This is a genomic window from Streptomyces sp. NPDC023157 (assembly GCF_055560575.1).
Map to the genome: position 1 here is coordinate 834,059 of NZ_JBVHIL010000003.1, position 21,531 is coordinate 855,589.

At 73.2% G+C, this 21,531-nt stretch carries 24 protein-coding genes; 9 read left to right on the forward strand and 15 right to left on the reverse strand.

Translation table 11 applies throughout. From position 1 onward, the window contains the following. Window positions 1-18: 18 nt before the first annotated feature. From ung to ACZ3ZE_RS14755, 6 genes are all read right to left on the reverse strand, one after another. Window positions 19-702, reverse strand: coding sequence for a uracil-DNA glycosylase (gene ung / locus ACZ3ZE_RS14730; protein WP_361178073.1), 684 nt, complete (start codon window positions 700-702; stop codon window positions 19-21). Between the two features lie 164 nt (window positions 703-866). Next, window positions 867-2,447, reverse strand: a complete 1,581-nt coding sequence (locus tag ACZ3ZE_RS14735; RefSeq protein ID WP_361178076.1) for an ABC transporter substrate-binding protein — start codon at window positions 2,445-2,447, stop codon at window positions 867-869. Between the two features lie 148 nt (window positions 2,448-2,595). Further along, complete coding sequence (locus tag ACZ3ZE_RS14740; protein WP_361178078.1) at window positions 2,596-3,363, reverse strand: SDR family oxidoreductase; 768 nt, start codon at window positions 3,361-3,363, stop codon at window positions 2,596-2,598. A gap of 25 nt (window positions 3,364-3,388) precedes the next feature. Further along, on the reverse strand, window positions 3,389-4,150 hold the full coding sequence (gene fabG / locus ACZ3ZE_RS14745; RefSeq protein ID WP_329418790.1) for a 3-oxoacyl-ACP reductase FabG: 762 nt from the start codon (window positions 4,148-4,150) through the stop codon (window positions 3,389-3,391). A gap of 212 nt (window positions 4,151-4,362) precedes the next feature. Then, the gene (locus ACZ3ZE_RS14750; RefSeq protein ID WP_361178081.1) at window positions 4,363-4,746 is read right to left on the reverse strand and encodes a DUF3037 domain-containing protein; all 384 of its coding nucleotides are present in this window, start codon (window positions 4,744-4,746) and stop codon (window positions 4,363-4,365) included. Continuing rightward, window positions 4,743-5,582, reverse strand: coding sequence for a HipA family kinase (locus ACZ3ZE_RS14755; RefSeq protein ID WP_361178085.1), 840 nt, complete (start codon window positions 5,580-5,582; stop codon window positions 4,743-4,745). Before ACZ3ZE_RS14755 ends, ACZ3ZE_RS14750 begins: the two co-directional genes overlap by 4 nt. Window positions 5,583-5,678: 96 nt before the next feature. Between ACZ3ZE_RS14755 and ACZ3ZE_RS14760 the strand changes: the two genes are divergently transcribed. Continuing rightward, a complete protein-coding gene (locus tag ACZ3ZE_RS14760) occupies window positions 5,679-6,350 on the forward strand; it encodes an adenosylcobinamide amidohydrolase (protein WP_361178151.1) in 672 nt (223 codons plus the stop codon). Between the two features lie 172 nt (window positions 6,351-6,522). Further along, on the forward strand, window positions 6,523-7,029 hold the full coding sequence (locus tag ACZ3ZE_RS14765) for a Rieske (2Fe-2S) protein (RefSeq protein ID WP_467259252.1): 507 nt from the start codon (window positions 6,523-6,525) through the stop codon (window positions 7,027-7,029). A gap of 35 nt (window positions 7,030-7,064) precedes the next feature. Here the strand turns inward: ACZ3ZE_RS14765 and ACZ3ZE_RS14770 are convergent, their stop codons facing one another. Then, window positions 7,065-7,721, reverse strand: coding sequence for a cysteine hydrolase family protein (locus ACZ3ZE_RS14770; protein ID WP_467259255.1), 657 nt, complete (start codon window positions 7,719-7,721; stop codon window positions 7,065-7,067). Window positions 7,722-7,842: 121 nt separating this feature from the next. Between ACZ3ZE_RS14770 and ACZ3ZE_RS14775 the strand changes: the two genes are divergently transcribed. Beyond that, a complete protein-coding gene (locus tag ACZ3ZE_RS14775) occupies window positions 7,843-8,304 on the forward strand; it encodes a pyridoxamine 5'-phosphate oxidase family protein (RefSeq protein ID WP_361178093.1) in 462 nt (153 codons plus the stop codon). Between the two features lie 65 nt (window positions 8,305-8,369). On the opposite strand, the gene ACZ3ZE_RS14780 is transcribed toward ACZ3ZE_RS14775, so the two are convergent. Further along, window positions 8,370-9,275 (reverse strand): LysR family transcriptional regulator, encoded by a 906-nt coding sequence (locus tag ACZ3ZE_RS14780; RefSeq protein ID WP_361626749.1) that lies wholly within the window; start codon window positions 9,273-9,275, stop codon window positions 8,370-8,372. Between the two features lie 50 nt (window positions 9,276-9,325). On the opposite strand from ACZ3ZE_RS14780, the gene ACZ3ZE_RS14785 reads away from it, so the two are divergent. Next, window positions 9,326-10,456, forward strand: coding sequence for a DMT family transporter (locus ACZ3ZE_RS14785; protein ID WP_467259258.1), 1,131 nt, complete (start codon window positions 9,326-9,328; stop codon window positions 10,454-10,456). A 129-nt stretch (window positions 10,457-10,585) separates the two neighbouring features. Here the strand turns inward: ACZ3ZE_RS14785 and ACZ3ZE_RS14790 are convergent, their stop codons facing one another. Continuing rightward, window positions 10,586-11,917 carry an aminotransferase class I/II-fold pyridoxal phosphate-dependent enzyme gene (locus tag ACZ3ZE_RS14790; protein WP_361626755.1) on the reverse strand — a complete coding sequence of 444 codons (1,332 nt, stop codon included), beginning with the start codon at window positions 11,915-11,917 and terminating at the stop codon, window positions 10,586-10,588. 35 nt (window positions 11,918-11,952) lie between these two features. On the opposite strand from ACZ3ZE_RS14790, the gene ACZ3ZE_RS14795 reads away from it, so the two are divergent. After that, window positions 11,953-12,621 (forward strand): pyridoxamine 5'-phosphate oxidase family protein, encoded by a 669-nt coding sequence (locus ACZ3ZE_RS14795; protein ID WP_442305943.1) that lies wholly within the window; start codon window positions 11,953-11,955, stop codon window positions 12,619-12,621. Window positions 12,622-12,631: 10 nt separating this feature from the next. After that, window positions 12,632-13,279 (forward strand): FMN-binding negative transcriptional regulator, encoded by a 648-nt coding sequence (locus ACZ3ZE_RS14800; RefSeq protein ID WP_361178104.1) that lies wholly within the window; start codon window positions 12,632-12,634, stop codon window positions 13,277-13,279. A gap of 119 nt (window positions 13,280-13,398) precedes the next feature. On the opposite strand, the gene ACZ3ZE_RS14805 is transcribed toward ACZ3ZE_RS14800, so the two are convergent. The 3 genes from ACZ3ZE_RS14805 to ACZ3ZE_RS14815 all read right to left on the reverse strand — a co-directional run bounded on the left by ACZ3ZE_RS14805 (window position 13,399) and on the right by ACZ3ZE_RS14815 (window position 16,202). Continuing rightward, a complete protein-coding gene (locus tag ACZ3ZE_RS14805; protein ID WP_467259261.1) occupies window positions 13,399-14,388 on the reverse strand; it encodes a DMT family transporter in 990 nt (329 codons plus the stop codon). Between the two features lie 177 nt (window positions 14,389-14,565). Next, window positions 14,566-15,609: an EamA family transporter gene (locus tag ACZ3ZE_RS14810; protein WP_467259264.1), complete on the reverse strand. Its 1,044-nt coding sequence runs from the start codon at window positions 15,607-15,609 to the stop codon at window positions 14,566-14,568. Window positions 15,610-15,650: 41 nt separating this feature from the next. Further along, window positions 15,651-16,202 (reverse strand): Clp protease N-terminal domain-containing protein, encoded by a 552-nt coding sequence (locus ACZ3ZE_RS14815; protein WP_442305946.1) that lies wholly within the window; start codon window positions 16,200-16,202, stop codon window positions 15,651-15,653. A 315-nt stretch (window positions 16,203-16,517) separates the two neighbouring features. Here ACZ3ZE_RS14815 and ACZ3ZE_RS14820 point away from each other — a divergent pair, with 315 nt between their 5' ends. Both ACZ3ZE_RS14820 and ACZ3ZE_RS14825 read left to right on the forward strand, forming a co-directional pair. Beyond that, a complete protein-coding gene (locus tag ACZ3ZE_RS14820) occupies window positions 16,518-16,730 on the forward strand; it encodes a hypothetical protein (protein ID WP_132918861.1) in 213 nt (70 codons plus the stop codon). A gap of 69 nt (window positions 16,731-16,799) precedes the next feature. After that, entirely contained in the window at window positions 16,800-17,228 is a 429-nt protein-coding gene (locus tag ACZ3ZE_RS14825; RefSeq protein WP_467259266.1) for a type II toxin-antitoxin system Rv0910 family toxin, read from the forward strand. A 70-nt stretch (window positions 17,229-17,298) separates the two neighbouring features. Here ACZ3ZE_RS14825 and ACZ3ZE_RS14830 read toward each other — a convergent pair whose 3' ends face one another. Further along, window positions 17,299-17,907: a PadR family transcriptional regulator gene (locus ACZ3ZE_RS14830; protein WP_361178112.1), complete on the reverse strand. Its 609-nt coding sequence runs from the start codon at window positions 17,905-17,907 to the stop codon at window positions 17,299-17,301. 215 nt (window positions 17,908-18,122) lie between these two features. Here ACZ3ZE_RS14830 and ACZ3ZE_RS14835 point away from each other — a divergent pair, with 215 nt between their 5' ends. Beyond that, a complete protein-coding gene (locus tag ACZ3ZE_RS14835) occupies window positions 18,123-18,932 on the forward strand; it encodes a PhzF family phenazine biosynthesis protein (protein WP_361178114.1) in 810 nt (269 codons plus the stop codon). A gap of 80 nt (window positions 18,933-19,012) precedes the next feature. Here ACZ3ZE_RS14835 and ACZ3ZE_RS14840 read toward each other — a convergent pair whose 3' ends face one another. Together ACZ3ZE_RS14840 and ACZ3ZE_RS14845 are read right to left on the reverse strand one after the other, a co-directional pair. Next, a complete protein-coding gene (locus tag ACZ3ZE_RS14840; RefSeq protein WP_361178156.1) occupies window positions 19,013-19,804 on the reverse strand; it encodes a CPBP family intramembrane glutamic endopeptidase in 792 nt (263 codons plus the stop codon). Between the two features lie 63 nt (window positions 19,805-19,867). Continuing rightward, complete coding sequence (locus ACZ3ZE_RS14845; protein ID WP_361178116.1) at window positions 19,868-21,376, reverse strand: glutamate-cysteine ligase family protein; 1,509 nt, start codon at window positions 21,374-21,376, stop codon at window positions 19,868-19,870. Window positions 21,377-21,531 lie beyond the last annotated feature (155 nt).

Below are 21,531 nucleotides of genomic sequence, written 5' to 3' on the forward strand. Positions count from 1 at the left end.
GCCGGATCCGGCCGAGGCTCAGCCGAGGTCGGGGACGCGCCAGTCGATCGGCTCGTGCCCCTGGGCGGCGACGGCCTCGTCGATCTGGGTGAAGGGGCGGGAGCCGAAGAACTTCTTCGCCGAGAGAGGCGAGGGGTGGGCGCCCTTCACCACGACGTGCCGCTCCTCGTCGATGAGCGGCAGCTTCTTCTGCGCGTAGTTCCCCCAGAGCACGAAGACCGCCGGGTCGGGCCGGGAGGCCACCGCCGTGATCACCGCGTCGGTGAACTTCTCCCAGCCCTTGCCCTTGTGCGAGTTCGCCTCGCCGGCCCGGACGGTGAGCACCGCGTTGAGCAGCAGGACACCCTGCTCGGCCCACGGCATCAGATAGCCGTTGTCGGGGACCGGGTGCCCGAGCTCGGCCTGCATCTCCTTGTAGATGTTGCGCAGCGAGGGCGGGGTCTTCACGCCGGGGCGGACGGAGAAGCAGAGCCCGTGGCCCTGGCCCTCGCCGTGGTACGGGTCCTGGCCGAGGACCAGGACCTTCACCTGGTCGAAGGGGGTCGCGGCGAGGGCCGCGAAGACCTCCTCGCGCGGCGGGTAGACCGGCCCGTTGGCCCGCTCCTCCTCGACGAACTCGGTGAGCTGCTTGAAGTACGGCTTCTGCAGCTCGTCGCCGAGGACGCCGCGCCAGGACTCGGGCAGCATGTCGGTGTCGGTCACGTCCACAACCTCCGGTGGGTGTTTCGCCTTTACTCAGGAAAACCTACCGGGAGCCACTGACAACACCGCCAACACCGCCAACGCCGCCAACGCCGCCAACGCCGTCCGCCGTCCGCTTCCCCAGGGGAACGGACGGCGGACGGCGGTTCGGGGGTCTCCGACGGCTACCAGCTGGTGCGGCGGCTGAGCTCCCACAGCTGCATGACGGTCTGCGGGTCGAGGGCCCGCTCGCCGCCGCCGATGTCCTCGCTGGCCGCGATGTACAGCTTGCCCTGCCACAGCGGGAGCAGCCGGACGTCCTGGACCATGATCTCCTGGGCCTGCGCGAACTCGTCCGTGACGGCTCCGCGGTCGCTCTCGCGCCGGGACTTCGGGATCAGCTCGTCGGTGATCTTCGGGCTGACGTACGGGGTGCCGAGGACGTTCTCCTTGCCCATGAAGGGGGCGACGAAGTTGTCCGGGTCCGGGAAGTCGGGGAACCAGCCGCGGCCGAAGACGGGGTACTGGCCCTTCTGGTAGCCCGCCTGGAACTCCTTCCACGGCTTGCCGTGCAGGGTGACCTCGAAGAGGCCGTTCTCCTCCAGCTGCCGCTTGAGCTCGGCGAACTCGGCGATGGTCGCGGAGCCGTACCGGTCGGTGGTGTACCAGAAGTCCAGCTTGACCGGCTTGGTGATGCCGGCGTCGCGCAGGATGGACTTGGCCTTGGACGCGTCCGGGCCGCCGAAGCGGTCGTAGAACTTGGTCGTGTGGCCCGAGATGCCCTTGGGGACCATCGAGTACAGCGGCTCGGCGGTGCCCTGGTAGACCTTGTTCACCAGCTCGTCGCGGTCGACGAGCTGCGCGATGGCCTTGCGGACGGGCAGCCGGGCGACGGAGTCGTCACGGGTGTTGAAGACCAGGTAGCGGATGTCCGCGCCGGTCGACTCGACGAGCTGGAGCCCCTTGTTCTCCGGCTTGTCGGCCTGGAGCGCGACGACCTCCTCGGCGGTGAGGCCGCGGTAGGTTGCGTCGATCTCCTTCTTCTTCAGGGCGGCGACCATCGGCTCGGACTCCTTGAAGTACCGAATGGTCACGCCGCCGTTCTTGCGGTCGGCGAAGCCCTTGTAGCTGGGGTTGCGGGTCAGCTCGGCCTTCTGGCCCTCGGTGTACGAGTCGAGGACGTACGGGCCGGAGCCGACCAGCTTGCCGTCCTTGCGGAGCTGGTCCGCCGGGTACTCGGCCGGGTCGACGAGGGACATGGCCGGGGTGGCGAGGATGAACGGGAAGGTCGCGTCCGACTTGTTCAGCCGGAAGACCACCGTGCGGTCGTCGGTCGCCTCGACCTTGTCGAGCGAGCCCAGCATGCCGTTGGGGCCGCCCTGGACGTCGATCGTGCGGATGCGCTCGATCGAGTACTGGACGGCCTTGGCGTCCAGCTTGTGCCCGTTGGAGAAGGTCAGACCGTCATGGAGGACGCACTCGAAGACCCGGCTCGAGCTCCCCTCCTTGAACTTGCAGTCCGCCGCGTCCGACTGCGGGGTGGTGCTGCCGGTCGGGTAACTCACGAGCGTCTGGAAGACATTCCGGAAAAGCTCCCAGGAATTGTCCCAGGCGGCCGCCGGATCAAGCGTGGACGGAGAACTCGTCGTACCGATGACGATTCTCTGATCCCCTGCGGATTCACCGTCCGAAAACACACTGCATCCGGACAGGAGGGATATGGACGCAAGGGCTGCAGCGGCCTGCAGACTGGTCCGGTTGAACACGTGCACGCTCCTCGTTCAGCCTGGGGTCGGCGAACGATACCGCAGCGCCCCACCAGGTCAACGTTCGACCCTGGCGGGGCACTTGAGGCATTCCGCGTATAACCGGGGCCAAACCGGTCAGGAATTCAGGAAAGTGTCCGGATATCGGTCACCCGACACCGGCGTTCAGGAAAAGGCCGCCGTCGACGACGAGCGTCTGGCCGGTGATCCAGTCCGACTGGGCCGAGGTCAGGAAGGCCGCCGCGCCGCCGATGTCCTGCGGCTCGCCGAGCCGGCCGAGGAGGTACGGGGCGGCCGCCTCGGCCTCCCGTCCCTCGTAGAGGGCCGCGGCGAACTTCGTCTTCACGACGGCCGGGGCGATGGCGTTGACCCGGACCGAGGGCGCGAACTCGTGCGCCAGCTGGAGGGTCAGGTTGATCATGGCCGCCTTGCTCATCCCGTACGCGCCGATGAACGGCGACGGGGCGAGGCCGGCGATGGAGGCGATGTTCACGATCGCCCCGCCGTGCTCCTTCTGCCACGCCCGGTAGGTCTGCTGGGCGAAGCCGAGGGCGGACACCACGTTGGTCTCGAAGACCTTGCGGGCCACGTTCAGGTCCAGCTCGGCGATCGGCCCGAAGACCGGGTTGGTGCCGGCGTTGTTGACCAGGAAGTCCACCCGGCCGAAGGCCTCCATGGTGGCGGCGACCGCGGCGGCCTGGTGGGCCTCGTCGTGCGCCTTGCCGGGCACGGCGATCACCCGGTCTGCGCCGAGCCGCTCCACGGCCTCCTTGAGGGCCTCCTCGCCCCGCCCGGTGATGCAGACCCGGTCGCCGCGGGCGACCAGGGCCTCGGCGACGCCGTAGCCGATGCCCCGGCTCGCGCCGGTGACCAGGGCGACCTTGCCCGAGAGCTCGGGCGGTTCCTGCGCGCTCATCGTGTTCTCCTCCCGCGCCCGGACGTCAGTTGAGCGGGCCGCCGGCCACGTACATGACCTGGCCGGAGACGAAGCCGGCGTCGTCGCCCGTGAAGAAGGCGATGGCGTTGGCGACGTCCTCGGGGCGGCCGACCCGCTGGACCGGGATCATCGAGGCGGCCGCGGCCTGGAACTCCTCGAAGCCCATGCCGACCCGCTCGGCGGTCTGCGCGGTCATCTCGGTGACGATGAAGCCGGGGGCGACGGCGTTGGCGGTGACGCCGAACTTGCCGAGCTCCTTGGCGAGCGTCTTGGTCAGGCCCTGGAGACCGGCCTTGACGGCGGAGTAGTTGGCCTGGCCGCGGTTGCCCAGCGCCGAGGAGGAGGAGAGCGAGACGATCCGGCCGAAGCCCGCGTCCACCATGTGCTTCTGGCAGGCCTTGGCCATCAGGAACGCGCCCTTGAGGTGCACGTTCATCACGAGGTCCCAGTCCGACTCGGACATCTTGAAGAGCAGGTTGTCGCGGAGCACGCCCGCGTTGTTGACGAGGATGGTCGGCGCGCCGAGCTCGGCGGCGACGCGCGCGACGGCGGCCTCCACCTGGGCGCTGTCGGAGACGTCGCAGCCGACGGCGAGCGCGGTGCCGCCCGCGGCGGTGATCTTCTCGACGGTGTCCTTGCAGGCCGCCTCGTCGAGGTCGAGTACGGCGACGGCGCGGCCCTCGGCGGCGAGCCGGACGGCGGTGGCGGCTCCGATGCCGCGAGCCGCTCCGGTGACGACGGCTACGCGCTGCTCGGTGGTGGACATGCTTGGTTCTCCTCGCCCTTGGATCATCCCTGGATACGGTCCGTACCGACGGCCGCCCGCTCTCCCGCACATGAGCGACCGCTTAGTATCGTCCGCAGACGAGACGCTAGAAGCCCTGGCACCCGGTGTCAACGGCCCGCCGGGTGCACCGGCTCACTCGTGTGGGAGCTTCGCACCAGCCCCGTTCGAGACCCGTTCGAGCCCGCCGCGCGCTAACGCACCAGCAGTTCGAGCAGGCGTTCCACCTCGGCCTCGGGATCGGCCGTCAGACCGGTGTGCACCGGCCCCGGCTGGACCACCGTCGAGCGGGGCGCGATCAGCCAGCGGAAGCGCCGCCCCGCGTCGTCCCCGGCGGCCTGGCCGGCGTCGGCGCCACCGAGGCAGACGCCCTCGACCGCGCGCAGCGCGGCCCGTACGCCGGGGACGTCGGCGGCCGGGTCGAGCACGGACAGCTTGGCCGTGTCCAGGTGGGTGCGGGCGGCCACGAAGGAGCGGGCCCGGCAGTAGACGACCACGCCGGCGTTGAAGCACTCGCCGCGCTCCACCCGGGGCACGACGCGCAGCAGCGCGTACTCGAATACATCGCGATCGGTCACGTGGTGCTGTCCTTCTGGGTGGGGCGCGGGGCGAGGCGTTCGGCGAGCCAGCCGGGGGCCTGCTGGGGCCGCCGTTCGGTGCGGGGGCCGAGGGTGATGCGCTCGTGGATCGTCGCGGCCCGCGGCAGCAGCGCCTCCACGTAGGCCGCGCGCAGCGCGTCGGTGCTCGCGAAGCCGGGCTCGTCGACCAGCCACTCGTCGGGCACGTCGGCGGCGACCTCGTCGAGGAGTTCGCGGGTCACCAGGGGCGCCAGCTCGGCCGCGGCGGCCGCGATGTCGGGCCCGAAGGGGGCGAGGGCGTGGTCCGAGGCGTCGTAGGGCTTGGCGGCGGAAGCCTGCGCGCCGGGCCAGTTGTGGTGCCAGATCATGGTGGCGCCGTGGTCGATGAGCCACAGGTCGCCGTGCCAGACCAGCATGTTGGGGTTGCGCCAGGACCGGTCGACGTTGTTGATCACGGCGTCGAACCAGACGACCTTGCCGGCCTCCTTCGGATCCACCTCGTAGGCGAGCGGATCGAAGCCGAGCGAGCCGGGCAGGAAGTCCATGCCGAGGTTGAGTCCGCCGCTCGCCTTGAGCAGCTCCTGCACCTCCTGGTCGGGCTCGGAGAGGCCGATGACCGGGTCGAGCTGGATGGCGGCCAGCTCCGGCACCCGCAGTCCGAGCCGCCGGGCGAGCTGCCCGCAGATCACTTCGGCGACCAGGGTCTTGCGGCCCTGTCCGGCGCCGGTGAATTTCATGACGTACGTGCCGAGATCGTCGGCCTCGACGATCCCGGGGAGCGACCCGCCCTCACGCAAGGGCGTGACATAGCGGGTCGCGGTCACCTCTGTAAGCATGTTCCGAGGCTGTCCCATCTCTTCAGGAGCCCTTGGGGGCTTCCGCCCCCAGCCTAGGGCGCGCCCAGGGCCCCCGCGTTAAGGTGCGGGGTGCTCCTGCGAAACCCTCCCGCCACGCCCGCGCTCGCCGACGCCGTCCTACTCGGCCACGAGGAGGACGGGCGCCGCTGGCCCCTGCTGGTGTGGGCGCCCGGGCCGGGCACCCGGATGGTGTCGAGCGCCGTCCTCGGCGGCGGGATCGGCGCCCGCGACTGGGTGGTCAACGCCCAGGTGCCACCGGGGTACGCGCGCCGCGACCCGGTCGCCCACCTGAGCTCGCTTGCCGCGCGGGCCGGGCTCGACGGCGCCGGGGTGGGGCTGATGACGGCCGCCTCGGTCGAGGACCGCCGGTTCGCGGCGGACGGCGGCGCCGAGGCCGTCGTGACGGCGGGCATCGGGGTACGGGGCTGGGCGGCCGTCCCGGAGACCGGGGCCATCGGCGCGCCGCGCCCCGGCACCATCAACATCATCGTGTCGCTCCCGGTGCCGCTCACGGACGCGGCGCTGGTCAACGCCGTCGCGACGGCCACCGAGGCGAAGGTCCAGGCGCTGGTGGAGCTGGGCGCCGACGCCTCCGGCACGCCCACGGACGCGGTCTGCGTCGCCTGCCCCGCCGCCGGACCCGGCGCGGCGGCCGAGCCGTTCGCCGGCCCCCGCTCGCTCTGGGGCGCCCGGCTGGCCCGCGCGGTGCACCGGGCGACCCGGGAGGCGTGCGCGGGCCTGCTGTGAGGAGCGCGCCGGACCCGTGCGGGCTGCCGGTCGCGGCGTGCGGTCTCGCCGGTTCTCCTGTGAACACACCACGGACCGTGGCGGGTGGCGGTGTTCTTCGGGAAACATGGCGCGGGTCGTCCGGGAAATCCGGGTCGCGGCGGATCGGAAGCGGATCACAAGGGGTGTTGGCATGAGCGGTGTGGGACGCAGGACAGTCGTCGCGGCGGCGGGCGGCGCGGGTCTCGTCGCGGCCCTCGCGGCCTGCGGCGGCGGCTCGGCGGACGGCGACGGCGCGACGGGCGGCAAGGGCGACTCCGGTGCCACCGGCGGCACGGAGGGGGCCGGCGGCACGGGGTCCGGCGGCGCCGACGCGTCGGGCGGCACGGACGCATCGGGCGGCGCCTCGCAGACCCCGCCGCTCGCGCGGACCGGCGACATCCCGGTCGGCGGCGGGAAGGTGATCGCCGACCGGGGCGTGGTCGTCACGCAGCCCAAGAAGGGCGAGTTCAAGGCCTTCTCCTCGCGCTGCACCCACGCGGGCTGCACGGTGGGCGGGGTCGCCGACGGGGTCATCGTCTGCCCCTGCCACCAGAGCCGTTTCGACGTCTCGGACGGCAGCGTCAAGCAGGGCCCCGCGCCCAGCCCGCTGGAGCCGACCCCGATCGAGGTGACGGGCGACGCGATCAGGCTCGGCTGACCGCGACGCGATCGGGCTCGGCCGGCCGCGCCCGGTCAGCAGCGCGGCGCGGGGGCCCGGCGCGGGACCTTCCAGCAGCCGAGCACCTCGTCGGTGGTCGCGAGGGTGGCGACCAGGGCGAGGGTGTTGCGGATCATCGCGGGGGTGTAGTCGGCCGGCACCCCCGCGATGGCGTCGCCGGGCACGACGACGGTGTAGCCGAGGTTGACGGCGTCGAACACGGCGTTGGGGATGGCCACGTTGGCGGAGACGCCGGTGACGACCAGGGTGCGGCAGCCGAGGTTGCGCAACAGGGCGTCGACGTCGGTGCCGGCGAGGGGCGAGAGCCCGTGCAACCGGCTTACGACGAGGTCCTGTTCGGCGACCTCGATCGGTTCGGCGATCCGTACGGCGGTGCTTCCAGAGTGCTGCTGTACGGGGAGCCGGGCGGCGGCGCGGAAGAGCCGGGCGTTGTGGTTGGCGCCGCGCCCGTCGGGCCGCCGCTCGGCGACGGCGTGCAGCACCTGGACGTCGGCCCCGTGCGCGGCGGCGACCAGCCGGGCCACGTTGTGCAGGGCGCCCGACGAGCGTGCGACGGCGGCGAGTTCGGGCAGCGCGCTGTCGCGGCCGACGACGCCCTGCTGGCATTCGACGGTGAGCAGCACGGCGCCGTCGGGTGCCAGCTGTTCCCTGAGTTGTTCCGCGTGCCCCACGGTCTCCTCCTCGGTTGCCGATGCCGTTCCGGTCCGCCCGCCCCCGCGTACTCCTTGCCAGCGGGCGACGGACCCCCCATGATTTCTGACACTCCATCAGAAATCCAGAAGGGTGCGGACGATGACCGTCGCACAGCGCCGTGGACGCCGGATCATGATGACCCCGGACGAGCTCGACACCTTCCTCACCGCACAGCGCACCTGCCGGGTGGCGACCGTGTCGGCCGACGGGAGGCCGCACGTCAGCGCCCTCTGGTTCGCCTGGGACGGCAGCTCGCTGTGGCTGTACTCCCTGACCCGCAGCCGCCGTTGGGCCGAGCTGCGCGCCCGGCCCCGGATCGCGGTGGTGGTGGACGACGGCGAGGAGTACGGGGAGCTGCGCGGGGTGGAGCTGTCGGGCGCCGTGGAGTTCGTGGGCGAGGCCCCGCGCACGGGTGAGCCGTGCCCGGAGCTCGATGCCGTGGAACGCCTCTTCGCGGCGAAGAACTTCGGCCTGGACGCCATGCCGCACGACGGCCGGCACGCCTGGATGCGGCTGACGCCGGAGGCGATCGCGTCCTGGGACTTCCGCAAGATGGGCTAGCCCCGGCGCCGCCGGGAAGGCCGACGCCGGGAAGTTCGACGCCGGGAAGCTCGACGCTTGGACGCTCAGTCGCCCAGCGGGGCGGCCGCCTCCCGCAGCGCCTCGACCACCGCGCGGATGGACGGCCGGCGCCCCGCGTCGGTGCGCCAGGTCGCGTAGATGTGCCGCCGCACGGGCTGGCGCACCGGCACGAAGGCGACCCCGTCCATGACCGAGGGCCGGCCGAGCCGGGGCGCGACGCAGACGCCGAGTCCGGCGGCGACCAGGGCGAGCTGGGTGTGGTGGTCCCCGGCGACGTGGGCGATCCGGGGCTCGACGCCCTTGGAGCGGAGCGTGAACATCAGCCAGTCGTGGCAGAACTCACCGGCGGGCCAGGACACCCAGTCCTCGTCGGCGAAGTCCTCGAGGTCCACCGCCGCCCGCCCGGCGAGCGGGTGGTCGGCGGGCAGGGCCACGTCGGCGGAGTCGTCGAGGAGCCTGGCCCGTTCGAGACCGGCCGGGACGGGGGCCCGCTTGTTGTTCCAGTCCAGGACCACGGCGAGATCGCTGTCCCCGCGCAGCACCTCGCGCACCCCGAGGTCGGGCTCCAGCTCGGCGGTGTGGACGCGCAGTTCGGGGTGGGCGGCGCGCAGGGCGCGGATCGCGGAGGGGAACAGCCCGCGCATCGCCGTCGGGAAGGCCGCGATGCGCACCTCCCCGACCGCCTGCCCCCGCTGCGCCTCGATGTCCGCCTGGGCGAGCTGGACCTGGGAGAGGATGCGTCCGGCGTGCTCGGCGAGCAGCAGCCCCGCGTCGGTGAGCCGCACTCCGCGCCCGTTCTTGGCGAGGAGCTGCTGGCCGACCTCCCGCTCCAGTTTCGACAGCTGCTGCGAGACGGCCGACGTGGTGACGTGCAGCCCTTCGGCGGCACCGCTGACGGAGCCGTGCCGGGCGACGGCGTCCAGGGTGCGCAGGCGCTCCAGGTTCAACATGTAAGCAATACTAAGACGACGACTCCAGGAATTCTCGCTTGTACTAAGAGATGGGGTCGGTCACCCTGAACGGCATGAGCAGCCCCGCCCTCCCGTCCCCGTCCCGCCCCCGGACCTCCCTCGACTGGCGCGTCCGTTTCGGCGTGCTGGCCCTGATCTGGGGTTTCAGCTTCCTCTTCATCAAGGTCGGCACGGAGGGCTTCGCCCCCTTCCAGGTGACCTTCGGCCGCCTCTTGTTCGGTACGGCGGTGCTGGCCGTCGCCTTCGTCGTGAAGCGGGACCGGCTGCCGCGCGGCGCCCGCACGTGGGGCCATCTCACGGTGGCGGCGTTCCTCCTGAACGCCCTGCCGTTCTCGCTCTTCTCGTACGCCGAGCTGACCATCCCGTCGACCCTCGCGGGCATCTGCAACGCGACGACCCCGCTGTGGGGCATGCTCCTGTCGCTCGTCGCGCTCTCCGAGGACCGGCCGACCCGCGTCCGCGCGGCGGGCCTGGGCATAGGCTTCGTCGGCGTCCTGACGGTCCTCGGCGCCTGGCAGGGCTTCTCGGGCCTGGACGTCACGGGCACGGCGCTGGCCCTGCTGGCCTCGTTCAGCTACGCGGTGGGCTGGATCTACGTCCGCCGCACCCTGTCCGGCACCGGCGCCTCGAACCTCGCCCTCGCGGGCTCCCAGGTGGGCCTCGCCACCCTCCAGCTCGCGGTGGTCACCCCGCTGTTCACCAGCCTGCCGACCCACGTCGAGCTCCTGCCGCTGCTCTCGGTGATCGCGCTGGGCGCCCTGGGCACGGGGTGCGCGATGCTGCTCCAGTACGGCGTGGTGGCGGAGGTCGGCCCGACGACGGCGTCCATGGTCACGTACTTCATCCCGGTCATCGCGACGGCCGCCGGCGTCGCCGTGCTCGGCGAGCACCTCACCTGGAACACCCCGGTGGGCGCGGTGATAGTCCTCGCGGGCGCGGCCCTCACCCAGACCCGGGGCCCCCGCCGCCGCGCCGCCCGAGCCTCGGGCCCGGCCACGAGTCCGACGGCCGCGGGCACCCCGGGCCCGGCCACGACTTCTGTGGTCGCCGGCGCCCGGGCTGTGGGCGGCCGGGCCGCAGCGCCCCCGGCCGAAACCCCCTCGGCCACGGCTCCCCCGACCGAGGCTCCCCAGGCCCGGGCCACCGTCGCCCGCGGCTGACGGTCGGCCGAAGCTCTGCTCCCGGCACGGTCCGGCCGCCGGCCGGCCGGCCGTCATCCCCGGCCACCGACCGCCCCCGGCTGAGCCACGGTCACCGCAGCCCCTGGCCCCGGCCCCACCGCCCACCGCTCACCCGTAACTCCGGGCCGGCGCCGGTCCCGCCGCGTACGCGACGGCGTCGGCGAGGGGTTCGATGTCGGCCGAGGTGAGCCGGGAGACGGTCAGCCGGATGGCCGGGCCCGTGTCCATGCGGAAGCGGGCGCCGGGGGCGACCGCCCAGCCCGCGGCGAGCATGCGGGAGACGGCCCAGGTCTCGTCGGCGACCGGCACCCAGACGTTCATGCCGCCGCGCCCGTGCGCCTCGATCCCGCGCCGGGTGAGCGCGCGGACGAGGCCGTCGCGCCGCTCCCCGTACGCCGCCGAGACGGCCACGGGGTCCACGGCCCCCGTGGTCCACAGGTGCGCGACCGTGCGCTGGAGCAGCCTGCTGACCCAGCCGGGGCCGAGCCGCTGCCGCCCGAGCACCCGGTCGACGGTCTCCGGGTCCCCGGTGAACGCGGCGATCCGCAGGTCCGGCCCGTAGGCCTTGGCGACCGACCGGACGAAGGCCCAGCGCCCGGCGCCGGTGGCGAGCGGGGACGGCGGCTCCGCGACGATGCCGTGCCCGTGGTCGTCCTCGATCAGCAGCACGTCCGGGTGGGCGGCGAGGACGGCGCGCAGTGCGGCGGCCCGCTCCTCGCTGACGCAGCCGCCCGTCGGGTTCTGCGCCCGGTCGGTGACGATGACCGCCCGCGCGCCGCCGCGCAGCGCCCGGGCCACGGCGTCGGGCAGCGGCCCCTCGTCGTCCACGGCGACCGGTACGGGCCGCAGCCCGAGCGCCGGTACGAGGTCGAGGAGGCTGCCCCAGCCGGGGTCCTCCACGGCGACGGCGTCGCCCGGCCGGAGGTGCGCGGCGAGCACCCGCTCGATCGCGTCGAGGGAGCCGGAAGCCACGCCGACGGGCCCGGCGGGCACCCCGTCCGCGTCGAAGGCGGCCCGCGCGAGCCGCGCGAACCCGGCGTCGACCGGGGCCTCCCCGTACATCGGCGGCCGCTCGGCGTAGCCCCGGGCGACCGCGGCGAAGGCCTCGTCGAGACGGGGCAGCAGCGCCGGGTCCGGGCTGCCCTCGCTCACGTCCCGCACCCCCTCGGGGGCCTCGACCCGGATCGAGCCGCGGGCGGTCGTCGCGGGCGCGGACCGCACCCGACTGCCCCGTCGCCCGTCGGTCTCGATCACCCCGCGCTCGCGCAGCGTCCGGTACGCGGCGGCGACGGTATTGGGATTCACCCCCAGGGAAGCCGCCAACTCCCGCATGGGAGGCAGCAGTTGTCCGGGCGCGAGGGCCCCTTCGCCCACACCCCGCTCGACGCTGGCGGCGATCTCCGATGCGCGACGGCCTTCGATCCGATACTCTCCTAGCACAAACCCAACTATGCACTAATGCAATGGAGAGCGCAATGCAGGAGACGGACACCTACACCCCCACCGACCGCACCGTCCCCACACGCTCCGCGCAGCGCGCCTCCTACGACCGCGCGCTGGTGCACTCGATCCTCGACGAGGCCTACGTCTGCCACCTCGGCTTCGTCCGCGACGGCGCCCCCGTCGTCCTGCCGACCCTGTACGGCCGGATAGGCGAGCGCCTGTACGTGCACGGCTCGACCGGCTCCCGCCCGCTGCGCACGGCCGGGCGCGGCGAGTCCGCCCCCGGCCTGCCGGTCTGCCTCACCGTGACCCACGTGGACGGCCTGGTGCTCGCCAAGTCCGCGTTCCACCACTCGATGAACTACCGCTCCGTCGTCGTGCACGGCACCGCGCACCAGGTCACCGACCCGGAGGAGCTGCGCGCCGCCCTGGACGCCCTCGTCGACCAGGTCGTCCCCGGCCGCGCCGCCGACTCCCGCCCCGGCAACGCCAAGGAGCTCGCCGCGACCGCCGTCCTGCGCCTCGACCTCGACGAGGTCTCCGCGAAGGTCCGCACCGGCGGCCCCAACGACGACCCCGAGGACCTCGCACTCCCCCACTGGGCGGGCGTCGTCCCCGTACAGCGCGGGTACGGCACCCCCGTCCCGGCCGTGGACCTCGACCCGGCCATCGCCCTGCCGGACTACCTCTCGGCCCTGTGAGGAGCGCCCCGTGCTGATCCATCCCTGGGACTCCCCGCGGAACGACGCCGAGTGGCGCACCTGGCTGTCCTCGCACGATTTCGGCCAGCTCGCGGTGAACGGCGCACCGGGCGAACCGCCGTGGGTGCAGCCGACGCACTTCCGGTACGAGCCGGAGCCCGGCCCGCACGGCCGGGTTCTCACCCATCTGGCCCGCCCCAACCCGCTCTGGCGCGACCTGGAGCGGAACCCCGCCGTGCTCCTGAGCGTCGTCGACGACCACGTCTTCGTGCCGGGCCACTGGACCGCTCCCGAGGGCACCCCCTCGGAGCACGGCACCCCGACCTCGTACTACGCGGCCGTCCAGCTCCGTTGTACCGCCCGGATCGTCGACGACCCGGCCGAGAAGGCGGAGCTGCTCAACCGTCAGGTGGCCCACTTCCAGCCGGAGGGCGGCACCGCGCCGGTGTGCCCCGGAGAGGCCCCGTTCGGACGGATGCTGCCGGGCATCCGGGTCCTGTGCCTGGACGTGACCGAGGTGCGGGCGAAGTTCAAGTACGCGGGCAACAAGCCCCAGGAGGTCCAGGACCGGGTGGCGGAGCGGCTCGCCGAGCGCGCCGGCCCGGGCGACGCGGCCGCCCGCGCCCACCAGGTGCGCCGCCGCGCCCCGGAGGCGTGAGCCGCCGGGGCGCCCGGCCCCGTACACGTACCCCCGGAGCGACCGGCGTCCTCAGCCCCGTACGCACGTAGGGACGACCGGCGTCCTCAGCCCCGTACGTACCGGGGCAACCGGCGCCCTCAGCCCCGTACCGGCACCGCCTCCACCGCCTCCACCGCCTGCCCCACCCCGCGCCGGGCCGCCGCGGCCGAGCGGGCCTCGGTGAGGGCGAGCCCGGTCACGGCGGTGAGCAGGAGCAGGGTGCCCGCGACGGTCGCGGCGGTGAGCCTTTCGCCGAGGAGGGTGACGGCGATGAGCGCCGCGCTCACCGGCTCCAGGAGCATGATCACGGAGACCGTCGCGGCGCGGACCACGGCCGCTCCGGCGAAGTACAGGGCGTAAGCGAGCGCGGTCGGCACGGCGGCGACGTACACCAGCAGCAGGAGCACCTGGGCGGGGGCGCCGGTGTGCGGCACGAGCCCCTCGGCCGCGGCCAGGGGCAGCAGTCCGACGGCGCCGACGGCGAAGGCCCAGGTGGTGGTCGACAGCGCGTCCGCGCCGCCGCCGTCCCGGCCGAGCCACCGGGTCAGCAGGGTGATCGCCGCGTATCCCGCGGCGGAGACGACGGCGAGCAGGACGCCGAGCGGCCGGATCTCCGCACCTCCGCCGCCGAGGACGAGGACGGCGAGTCCGGCGAGCGCCCCGATGACGGCCGCGGCACCCCCGGCGCCGATCCGCTCGCCCATGAGGAGCCGGGCGCCGAGCGTGATGAGGACGGGGCCGGCGCCGAGCGTGACGACGGTGCCGACGGCGAGTCCGGTGAGGTCGACGGCGGCGAAGTAGGCGCTCTGGAAGAGGGTGAGCCCGATGCCGGTGCCGAGGATCCGCAGGAGCCGCCGCCCGCGCGGTTCGACGGTGGCGGGTCGCGGCCGGCGCCGCAGGGCGAGCGCCCCGAGCAGCAGGGCGAGCCCGCCGACGCAGCGCCAGAACGAGAGGGCGAGGGGGCCCAGGTCGCTGGCCCGGAAGAGCAGCGCGGCGGCGGCGCCCGCGGTGCCCCAGGCGATTCCCGCGACGATCAGATAGGTGAGGCTCCGGCCGGTGGACAGGCCGGAGGACGGGGTGTTCGACACGTGTGCGCTCCGCGAGAAGACGGGGTGGTGAAGGGTCGTCGTGGGCCGCGGGCAGGCGTCGACGACCTGCTCGGGGGCCTGTGTCGGCCCGCCCGAGCCCGGTCTTCGTCAGGGAGAAGAGGCCGCCCGCGCTAGGCGGCGGGAGGCGGAAGCACGGTCTTACGCATGATCGGCACCTTAAGGCGCGGACCGCTCGGCCGACAGCTCCCGGCCGTCGGCGACGGCCTCGCCGTCGCCGGGCGTCGCGGCGCCGGCCGTGGCCACCGCGGCGGCAGCGCCCTCGGCCGAGCCCGCCACCACCCCGGAGGCCGCCGCCTTGGGCGTGGCGGACTGGGCGATGAAGGCGCCGACCAGGACGACCGCGCCGCCGATGATCTGCGGCGCCGCGAGGTGCTCGCCGAGCAGCACCCAGGCGAGGACGGTCGCGATCACGGCCTCCAGGCAGGCCACGACCCCGGCCACCTGCGGGGAGAGCCGGCGCACCGAGACGACGCCGGTGGCGTAGGCGAGAACGGTGGCGATCAGCACGATCCAGCCGAGCAGCAGCCAGGCCGGGGCTCCGGTCCCGTCCAGGTCCGCGGTTCCGCCGAGGACCGCCCAGTCCATCTCCCACGGGCGGGCGAGGACGGTGAGGACGAGGGCGCCGACGAGGAGGGCGTACGCGATGACGCCGAGCGGGTGGACCGGGTCGGCCTCGTCGCCGCCCTGGTCGGCGAGAACGAAGTAGCCGACCTGGCAGCAGGCCGCGGCCAGCGCGAGGACGAGGCCCAGGAGGTCGAAGCTGAGCCCGGACCAGACCTGGACGACGCAGGCGAGCCCGCCGACGGCGAGGACGACGCCGAGGGCCGCCCGCCGGGTGACCGGCCGCCGCTGGACGAAGCGGACCCAGCCGAGGACGAGCGCCGGGGCGAGGTACTCGATGAGCAGCGCCACCCCGACGGGGATGCGGGAGATGGAGGCGAAGTAGAAGCCCTGGACGCCCGCGACGCCGAGCAGTCCGAAGCCGGCGATCAGGACGGGCTTGCGGCGGACCAGGTCGCGGTGGCGCCAGGCCACCGGCAGCATGACGAGGGCGGCACCGGCCACCCGGAGCCACACCACGTGGAGCGGGTCGAGTCCCGCCTCGATGAGCGGCTTGGCCGCCACTCCTGAACCACCGAAAGCGAAGGCGGAGACCAGGGCGAGTCCCAGGCCTGCGCTTTTCTCCTGAGACGCGTGCATCGGGCCATCATGACAGGACGCCGTCAGGTGCGTAACCCCCGTTACACCTGTTGAGACAGCTCCCCCGTACGGGCGGCCAGATCGTGCCGGTCGACCCCCGCCCGGCGCAGCACCTCGGCGGCCCGGGTGCCGGGATCGGCGGCCAGTGCGGCGAGCAGGTCGAGTCCACGGACCCGGCCGCCGCCGCGCAGTCCGGCCCGCTCGAAGGCTCCGGCGAGGGCGGCGGCCGCGGCCGGGGACCAGCCCGCGGCGGCCCCCTCGACGCCCCGGAGGACGGGCAGGTCCGACCCGGTGTCCTCGACGGAACGCTGCCAGCGCAGCCCGTACCCGATGGAGCGCTGGACGAGGTAGCCGAGCACCCGGGCCCGCTGGTGGGGGCTCTCGAAGGCGGCGGCGGTCTCCGGGTCGCCCTCGACGAGGGAGTGCAGCAGATGGGCGGTGTCGACCTGCCGGTCCCCGTCCCGCAGGGCACGCCGCCGGGCCCCCGTCACCACGGTCACCAGCTCGACGGTCAGCGCGTCCGCCAGTTCGGCGCGGCGGACGGCGGGCAGCCGGGGCAGCGAGGGGCCGGGGGCGGGGACGGGCCCGCGCACCCCGGGCACACGGGAGACGCCGGACGCGCCGGACAGCCCGGGCACACCGGGGACGCCGGACGCGCCGGGCCGGCCGGGGGCTCGGTCGGGGCCTCGGTCGGGAGGGACGGGAAATCGCACCTTCCCACCTCATCAGTCCCGACAAGCCGGGGCATCCCCGGCGAGAAGCATGTGTGCATCCCACCGGAGTTGGGCACGGGCGATCGGTTCCTCCTCCTTACGGATGAGATCGCGTGACTTCTCCCTCGGGGGCGCGCGCCGCCTTGCCTTACGCCCGGACGCAACCACGGGACCCTCCCGCGTCGTCCTCCAGGCATGTTCTGGATGGTGGCCCTCCTCGCGCTGGACGGGCGGCAGTACGTCTACCGCGTGTACGCACCGCGGGCGGCGCTGCCGGCCGACCTCTTCTGGGCCGCGTTCCACTGCCACGACGAGAGCGGCGGTCCGCGCGCCTCCGACCGGTTCGACTCGGCGCAGATCTGGTGGATCGGCGGCGAGACCGCAGAACTGACGGTTCATCAGTATTGAATGTTGACGCCGCTGAGGCTACGTTCCGCGACACCGAAAGCCGACTGGTACGCGTGAAGGGGTGGTCGCATGGCCGAAGTCAGCGCGGAGGCACGGATCGAGGCTCCGGCCGAGAAGGTGTGGGCACAGCTCACCGACTTCGCTTCGTACGGGGAGTGGAACGCCACCCACACCAACTTCCCCAACGGCGGCCCGGCCATCCTGGAGGCGGGCGCGACCTTCGCCGAGAACATGAAGCTCATGGGCTTCCCGGCCGAGGTGACCTGGACGGTGGAGGAGCTGGAGACGGGCCGGGTGTTCGCGATCCGCGGCAAGGGGCCGATGGGCGTGACCGTCGGCACCCGCTACGCCCTCACCGCCGACGGCGGGGCCACCACCGTGCGGATCGACGGGGAGTTCACGGGTGCGGCCGTCTCCCTGATGGCGGGCAAGCTCAAGGACTCGGCCACGGCGGCGCTGACCGAGTCCCTGCGCAAGCTGGCCGGCCTGGTCGCCTGACCGGCGCGTTCCGCACGACGAGGGGCCCCGCGGCATATCGCCGCGGGGCCCCTCGCTCCTGCCGCCCGGGTCAGCGCTCGTCGGCCAGGATCAGATACAGCTTCTTGCGGGCCTCGTTGATCACCTCGACGGCCTTCTGCCGCTGATCGGGGGTGCCGGTCTTCCAGACCTGACCGAACGCCTCCATCAGACCGAAGCCGGCCTGCCGGATCTCGTTCACGGCCTCCCAGTCGACACCGCGCCCGGCCTCCTCCCACGGAGCCTCGGGCCCCGTCTCGGCCTCCGCGCGTCCGGCGTCGGTGAGCGTGAACAGCTTCTTGCCGCCCTCGCTCGCGCTGGCGATCAGGCCCTCGTCCTCCAGCATCTGCAGGGTCGGGTAGACCGAACCGGGGCTGGGCTTCCAGGCCCCGCCGCTGCGCTCGCCGATCTCCTGGATCATCTCGTAGCCGTGCATCGGGCGGTCCTTCAGCAGCGCCAGGATCGAGGCGCGCACATCACCACGCCGCGCCCGACCGCGGCCCCCGCCACGCCCCCGCCCGCCGAAGCCACCGCCGCCCCAGGGGCCGCCACCGCCGAAACCCGGCCCGAAGGGACCGAAGGCGGCACGGCGCCCTTCGAATTCACCACGAGGTCCGGGTCCGCAGTTTCCGCGCCCGTGCTCGTTTCCGTAGGTACGCATCGCAACGCTCCTTCCATCGGGATTTCCATCGTTGAACTGTCGCGATGCCTCAACGATATATCGGAACTGTTCGGTGAGCAACACACGAACGAAGATCTGCCTGCCCGGCCGTCGGCACCCGCCCGCCGACGGACGACCCCCCACGCCCCCGACCGGTCCAGTCCTCCGCGATTGGCCTTGGCCCGCGCTTTCGCCCCTCCGGTACGGTCCGGCTCATGCGGATTCGAATCGTCGACGCCTTCACTGACCGGCCCTTCTCCGGCAACCCCGCCGGGGTCCTGCTCCTCGACTCCTTCCCGGACGACGCCTGGCTCCAGAAGGTGGCCGCCGAGGTCAACCTCTCGGAGACCGCCTTCGCCCACCCGCTGCCGCCGGGCGGCGAGGCGGACTGGGCGCTGCGCTGGTTCACCCCGACCACCGAGGTCGACATGTGCGGCCACGCCACCCTGGCCACCGCCCATGTCCTGCACACCACGGGCACCGCGACCGGCACGGTCCGCTTCGCGGCCCGCTGCGGGATCCTCAGCGCCACCGCCGAGCCCGACGGCACCCTGACGCTGGACTTCCCGACCTCCTCGCTGACCCGGGTGGACGCCCCCGAGGGCCTGGCGAAGGCGCTCGGCGCCGAGCCCGTCGCCGTCCACGACACCGCCGCCCACATCGGCGACCTGGTCGTCGAGCTGCGCGACGAGGCGACCGTGCGCGCCCTCGCCCCGGACTTCGCCGCCCTCACCGCCCTGTCCGAGCGCGGGATCATCGCCACCGCGATCGCGGACCGGCCGGAAGGCGCCTACCAGTTCGTCTCGCGCGGGTTCTTCCCCGCCGTCGGGATCGACGAGGACCCGGTGACGGGCAGCGCCCACACCGCCCTCGCTCCCTACTGGTCCGCCCGCTTCGGCCGCGACGAGCTGACCGGCTTCCAGGGCGGGGCGCGCACCGGCGTCGTCCGCACCCGGCTGCGCGGCGACCGCACCCTCCTCAACGGCCACGCGGTCACCGTCATCGACGGCGAACTGCACGGCTGAGCCGGGACACGACGAGGGGCGTACGGCCGATGCCGTACGCCCCTCGTCGTCACCACCCGTCTCACGGGTGGGCGGTCACCTCACGGCGTGGGCAGCCACCCCACCTTGCCGGCGAGCAGCCCGTAGCCCACGAAGGCCACGATGTCGAGCAGCGCGTGCGCCACCACCAGCGGCCCCACCCGCCCCCAGCGCCGGTAGAGCCACACGAACACCACGCCCATCACCATGTTGCCGATGAAGCCGCCGATGCCCTGGTAGAGGTGGTACGAGCCGCGCAGCACCGCGCTCGCCGCCATCGAGGCCTTCGGCGACCAGCCCAACTGGTCGAGCCGGCGCAGCAGATAACCGACGACGACGACCTCCTCCAGTACGGAGTTCTGGATCGCCGACAGCACCAGGACGGGGTACTTCCACCACACGTCCGGCAGTGATTCGGGCACCACCGTGAGGTTGAACCCGGCCGCCCGCGCCCCCAGGTAGAAGGCCAGGCCCGCGCTGCCGATGCCGGACGCGACCAGCGCCCCGCGCCCCAGGTCCGGCCACGGCCGGGTGCGGTCGAAGCCGATCGCCCGCAGCCCGCGTGTCCCGGCGCCCTCGCGCAGCAGCAGATGCGCGACGAGGACGACCGGGACGAGCGCGGTGGCGATGCCGAACAGCTGCCAGGCGAGGTCGAGCCAGGGCCGCCCCGGCGCGTACGAGCCGTTGAGCGTGGCCGCCTGCTCCTTGAGCGCGCCCGGCTTGGTCAGCGAGCCGATGAAGCTGATGAGGGCGGAGACCCCGCTCGCGCCGAGCGACAGCGCGAGGACGATCAGCGTCTCGTCGCGCAGGACCCGGCGCGGCAGGCCGTCCGGAGGCAGGGAAGCGTCCACCACTCGTTGCTCCGACACCACACCTGTCTCCCATTCCCCACAGCGACCCGGGTACGGGAACCCTACCTACGAGGCGGCCTTCACCCCCACCGGCCAGCTGTGCACGGGCTCGCCGGTCAGCATCAGCTCGCGGTAGCGGCGGGTGGTCGCCGCGAGCGCCGCCGCCCGGTCCAGACCGGAGTCCAGCGCCCGGTGGAAGGTGTCCGCCTGCCACGAGGCCCCGTTGACCCGCCGCCGGCAGCGCTCCTCGATCACGCCCAGGTAGAAGTCGCGGTCCCGCGGCTCCACGTGCCAGGCGTCGAGCCCGGCCGCGGCCAGCGGCAGCAGCTCGTCGAGGACCAGCCGCACCGCCGGTACGGTCGCGATGCCGCCCGAGCGGCCGGAGCGCGGCCAGCGCAGCTCGGCCTCGATGCCGTGGCGGCACGCGGTGTCGAAGTTGTACTCGGCGTCCTGGAACGCCATCCGCTTCCAGACCGGGCGGGTGTCGTCGGCGAGCGCCCGGACGAGCCCGTAGTAGAAGACGGCGTTGGCGACGACGTCGGTGACGGTCGGCCCGGCCGGCAGCACCCGGTTCTCCACCCTGAGGTGCGGGACGCCGTCGACCCAGCCGTACACGGGCCGGTTCCAGCGGTAGACGGTGCCGTTGTGGAGGACCAGCTCGTGCAGCTTGGGGACCCCGCCCTCGTCCAGGACGCGCAGCGGGTCCTCGTCGTCGCAGAGCGGCAGCAGGGCGGGGAAGTAGCGCAGGTTCTCCTCGAAGAGGTCGTACGCCGAGTCCACCCAGCGCTCCCCGAACCAGGTCCGCGGGCGCACCCCCTGGGCCTGGAGCTCCGGGGTCCTGGTGTCGGTGGCCTGCGTGAAGAGCGGCGGCCTGGACTCCCGCCACAGCTCCCGGCCGAAGAGGAAGGGCGCGTTGGCGCCGACCGCGATCTGCACCCCGGCGATGGCCTGCGCCGCGTTCCACACGGAGGCGAAGCGGGGCGGGGTCACCTGCAGATGCAGCTGCACCGAGGTACAGGCCGCCTCCGGCACGATCGACGACGAGGTGCAGAGCAGCCGTTCCACCCCGTGGATGTCGAGCGTGAAATCCTCCCCGCGGGCCACCAGGATCTGGTCGTTGAGCAGCTTGTAGCGGTCGGCGGCGGAGAGGTTGTCGAGGACCGCGTCGTCCCGGGCGAGGGTCGGCAGTATTCCGATCATGACGACTCCGGCGCCGAGTTCGGCGGCCTTGCGGTCGGCATATCCGAGCCCGGTCCTGAGTTCCTCGGCGAGCCGGTCGAAAACATGCCCGCCGAGCCGGTGCGGGGCGATGTTCACTTCCAGGTTGAACAATCCGAGTTCGGTCTGGAAATCGGGGCTCGCGATACGGTCGAGCACCGGCGCGTTGAGCATCCGGGGCAGGCCGTCCTCGCCCGCGAGATTGAGTTCGATCTCCATGCCCATGAGATTGCGCGGCCGGTCGAATCGTTTCTCCGCCAGGAGCCTCGCGAGTCCCGCGAGACACTGCTGCAGCTTTCGGCGGTAGCGCTGTCGGTCGGCCGGGCCGAACCCGTCCGTCACGACCTTCTCCCCCATCGAAGGGTCCCTCCCCGAGTGGGCAGCCGCCACGACGGCCGCGAGCGTCACGGACGATGATGCCCACCCGATTGATCCATAACGCCTGCGGGCGCGACGCGTTGGCCGATAGTGTGGGCGGGACTCTCCACCGGCAGTACCCGAGAGCAACGGCA

Bases quoted from the DNA above. Each gene is read 5' to 3' on its own strand.
- ACZ3ZE_RS14740 (WP_361178078.1), bottom strand. From the start codon at position 3,363: ATGAGCGCGCAGGAACCGCCCGAGCTCTCGGGCAAGGTCGCCCTGGTC.
- ACZ3ZE_RS14755 (WP_361178085.1), bottom strand. From the start codon at position 5,582: ATGCTTACAGAGGTGACCGCGACCCGCTATGTCACGCCCTTGCGTGAG.
- ACZ3ZE_RS14810 (WP_467259264.1), bottom strand. From the start codon at position 15,609: ATGCACGCGTCTCAGGAGAAAAGCGCAGGCCTGGGACTCGCCCTGGTC.
- ACZ3ZE_RS14765 (WP_467259252.1), top strand. From the start codon at position 6,523: ATGAGCGGTGTGGGACGCAGGACAGTCGTCGCGGCGGCGGGCGGCGCG.
- ACZ3ZE_RS14785 (WP_467259258.1), top strand. From the start codon at position 9,326: ATGGGGTCGGTCACCCTGAACGGCATGAGCAGCCCCGCCCTCCCGTCC.
- fabG (WP_329418790.1), bottom strand. From the start codon at position 4,150: ATGTCCACCACCGAGCAGCGCGTAGCCGTCGTCACCGGAGCGGCTCGC.
- ACZ3ZE_RS14780 (WP_361626749.1), bottom strand. From the start codon at position 9,275: ATGTTGAACCTGGAGCGCCTGCGCACCCTGGACGCCGTCGCCCGGCAC.
- ACZ3ZE_RS14825 (WP_467259266.1), top strand. From the start codon at position 16,800: ATGGCCGAAGTCAGCGCGGAGGCACGGATCGAGGCTCCGGCCGAGAAG.
- ACZ3ZE_RS14845 (WP_361178116.1), bottom strand. From the start codon at position 21,376: ATGGGGGAGAAGGTCGTGACGGACGGGTTCGGCCCGGCCGACCGACAG.
- ACZ3ZE_RS14835 (WP_361178114.1), top strand. From the start codon at position 18,123: ATGCGGATTCGAATCGTCGACGCCTTCACTGACCGGCCCTTCTCCGGC.
- ACZ3ZE_RS14820 (WP_132918861.1), top strand. From the start codon at position 16,518: ATGTTCTGGATGGTGGCCCTCCTCGCGCTGGACGGGCGGCAGTACGTC.
- ACZ3ZE_RS14830 (WP_361178112.1), bottom strand. From the start codon at position 17,907: ATGCGTACCTACGGAAACGAGCACGGGCGCGGAAACTGCGGACCCGGA.
- ACZ3ZE_RS14775 (WP_361178093.1), top strand. From the start codon at position 7,843: ATGACCGTCGCACAGCGCCGTGGACGCCGGATCATGATGACCCCGGAC.
- ACZ3ZE_RS14795 (WP_442305943.1), top strand. From the start codon at position 11,953: ATGCAGGAGACGGACACCTACACCCCCACCGACCGCACCGTCCCCACA.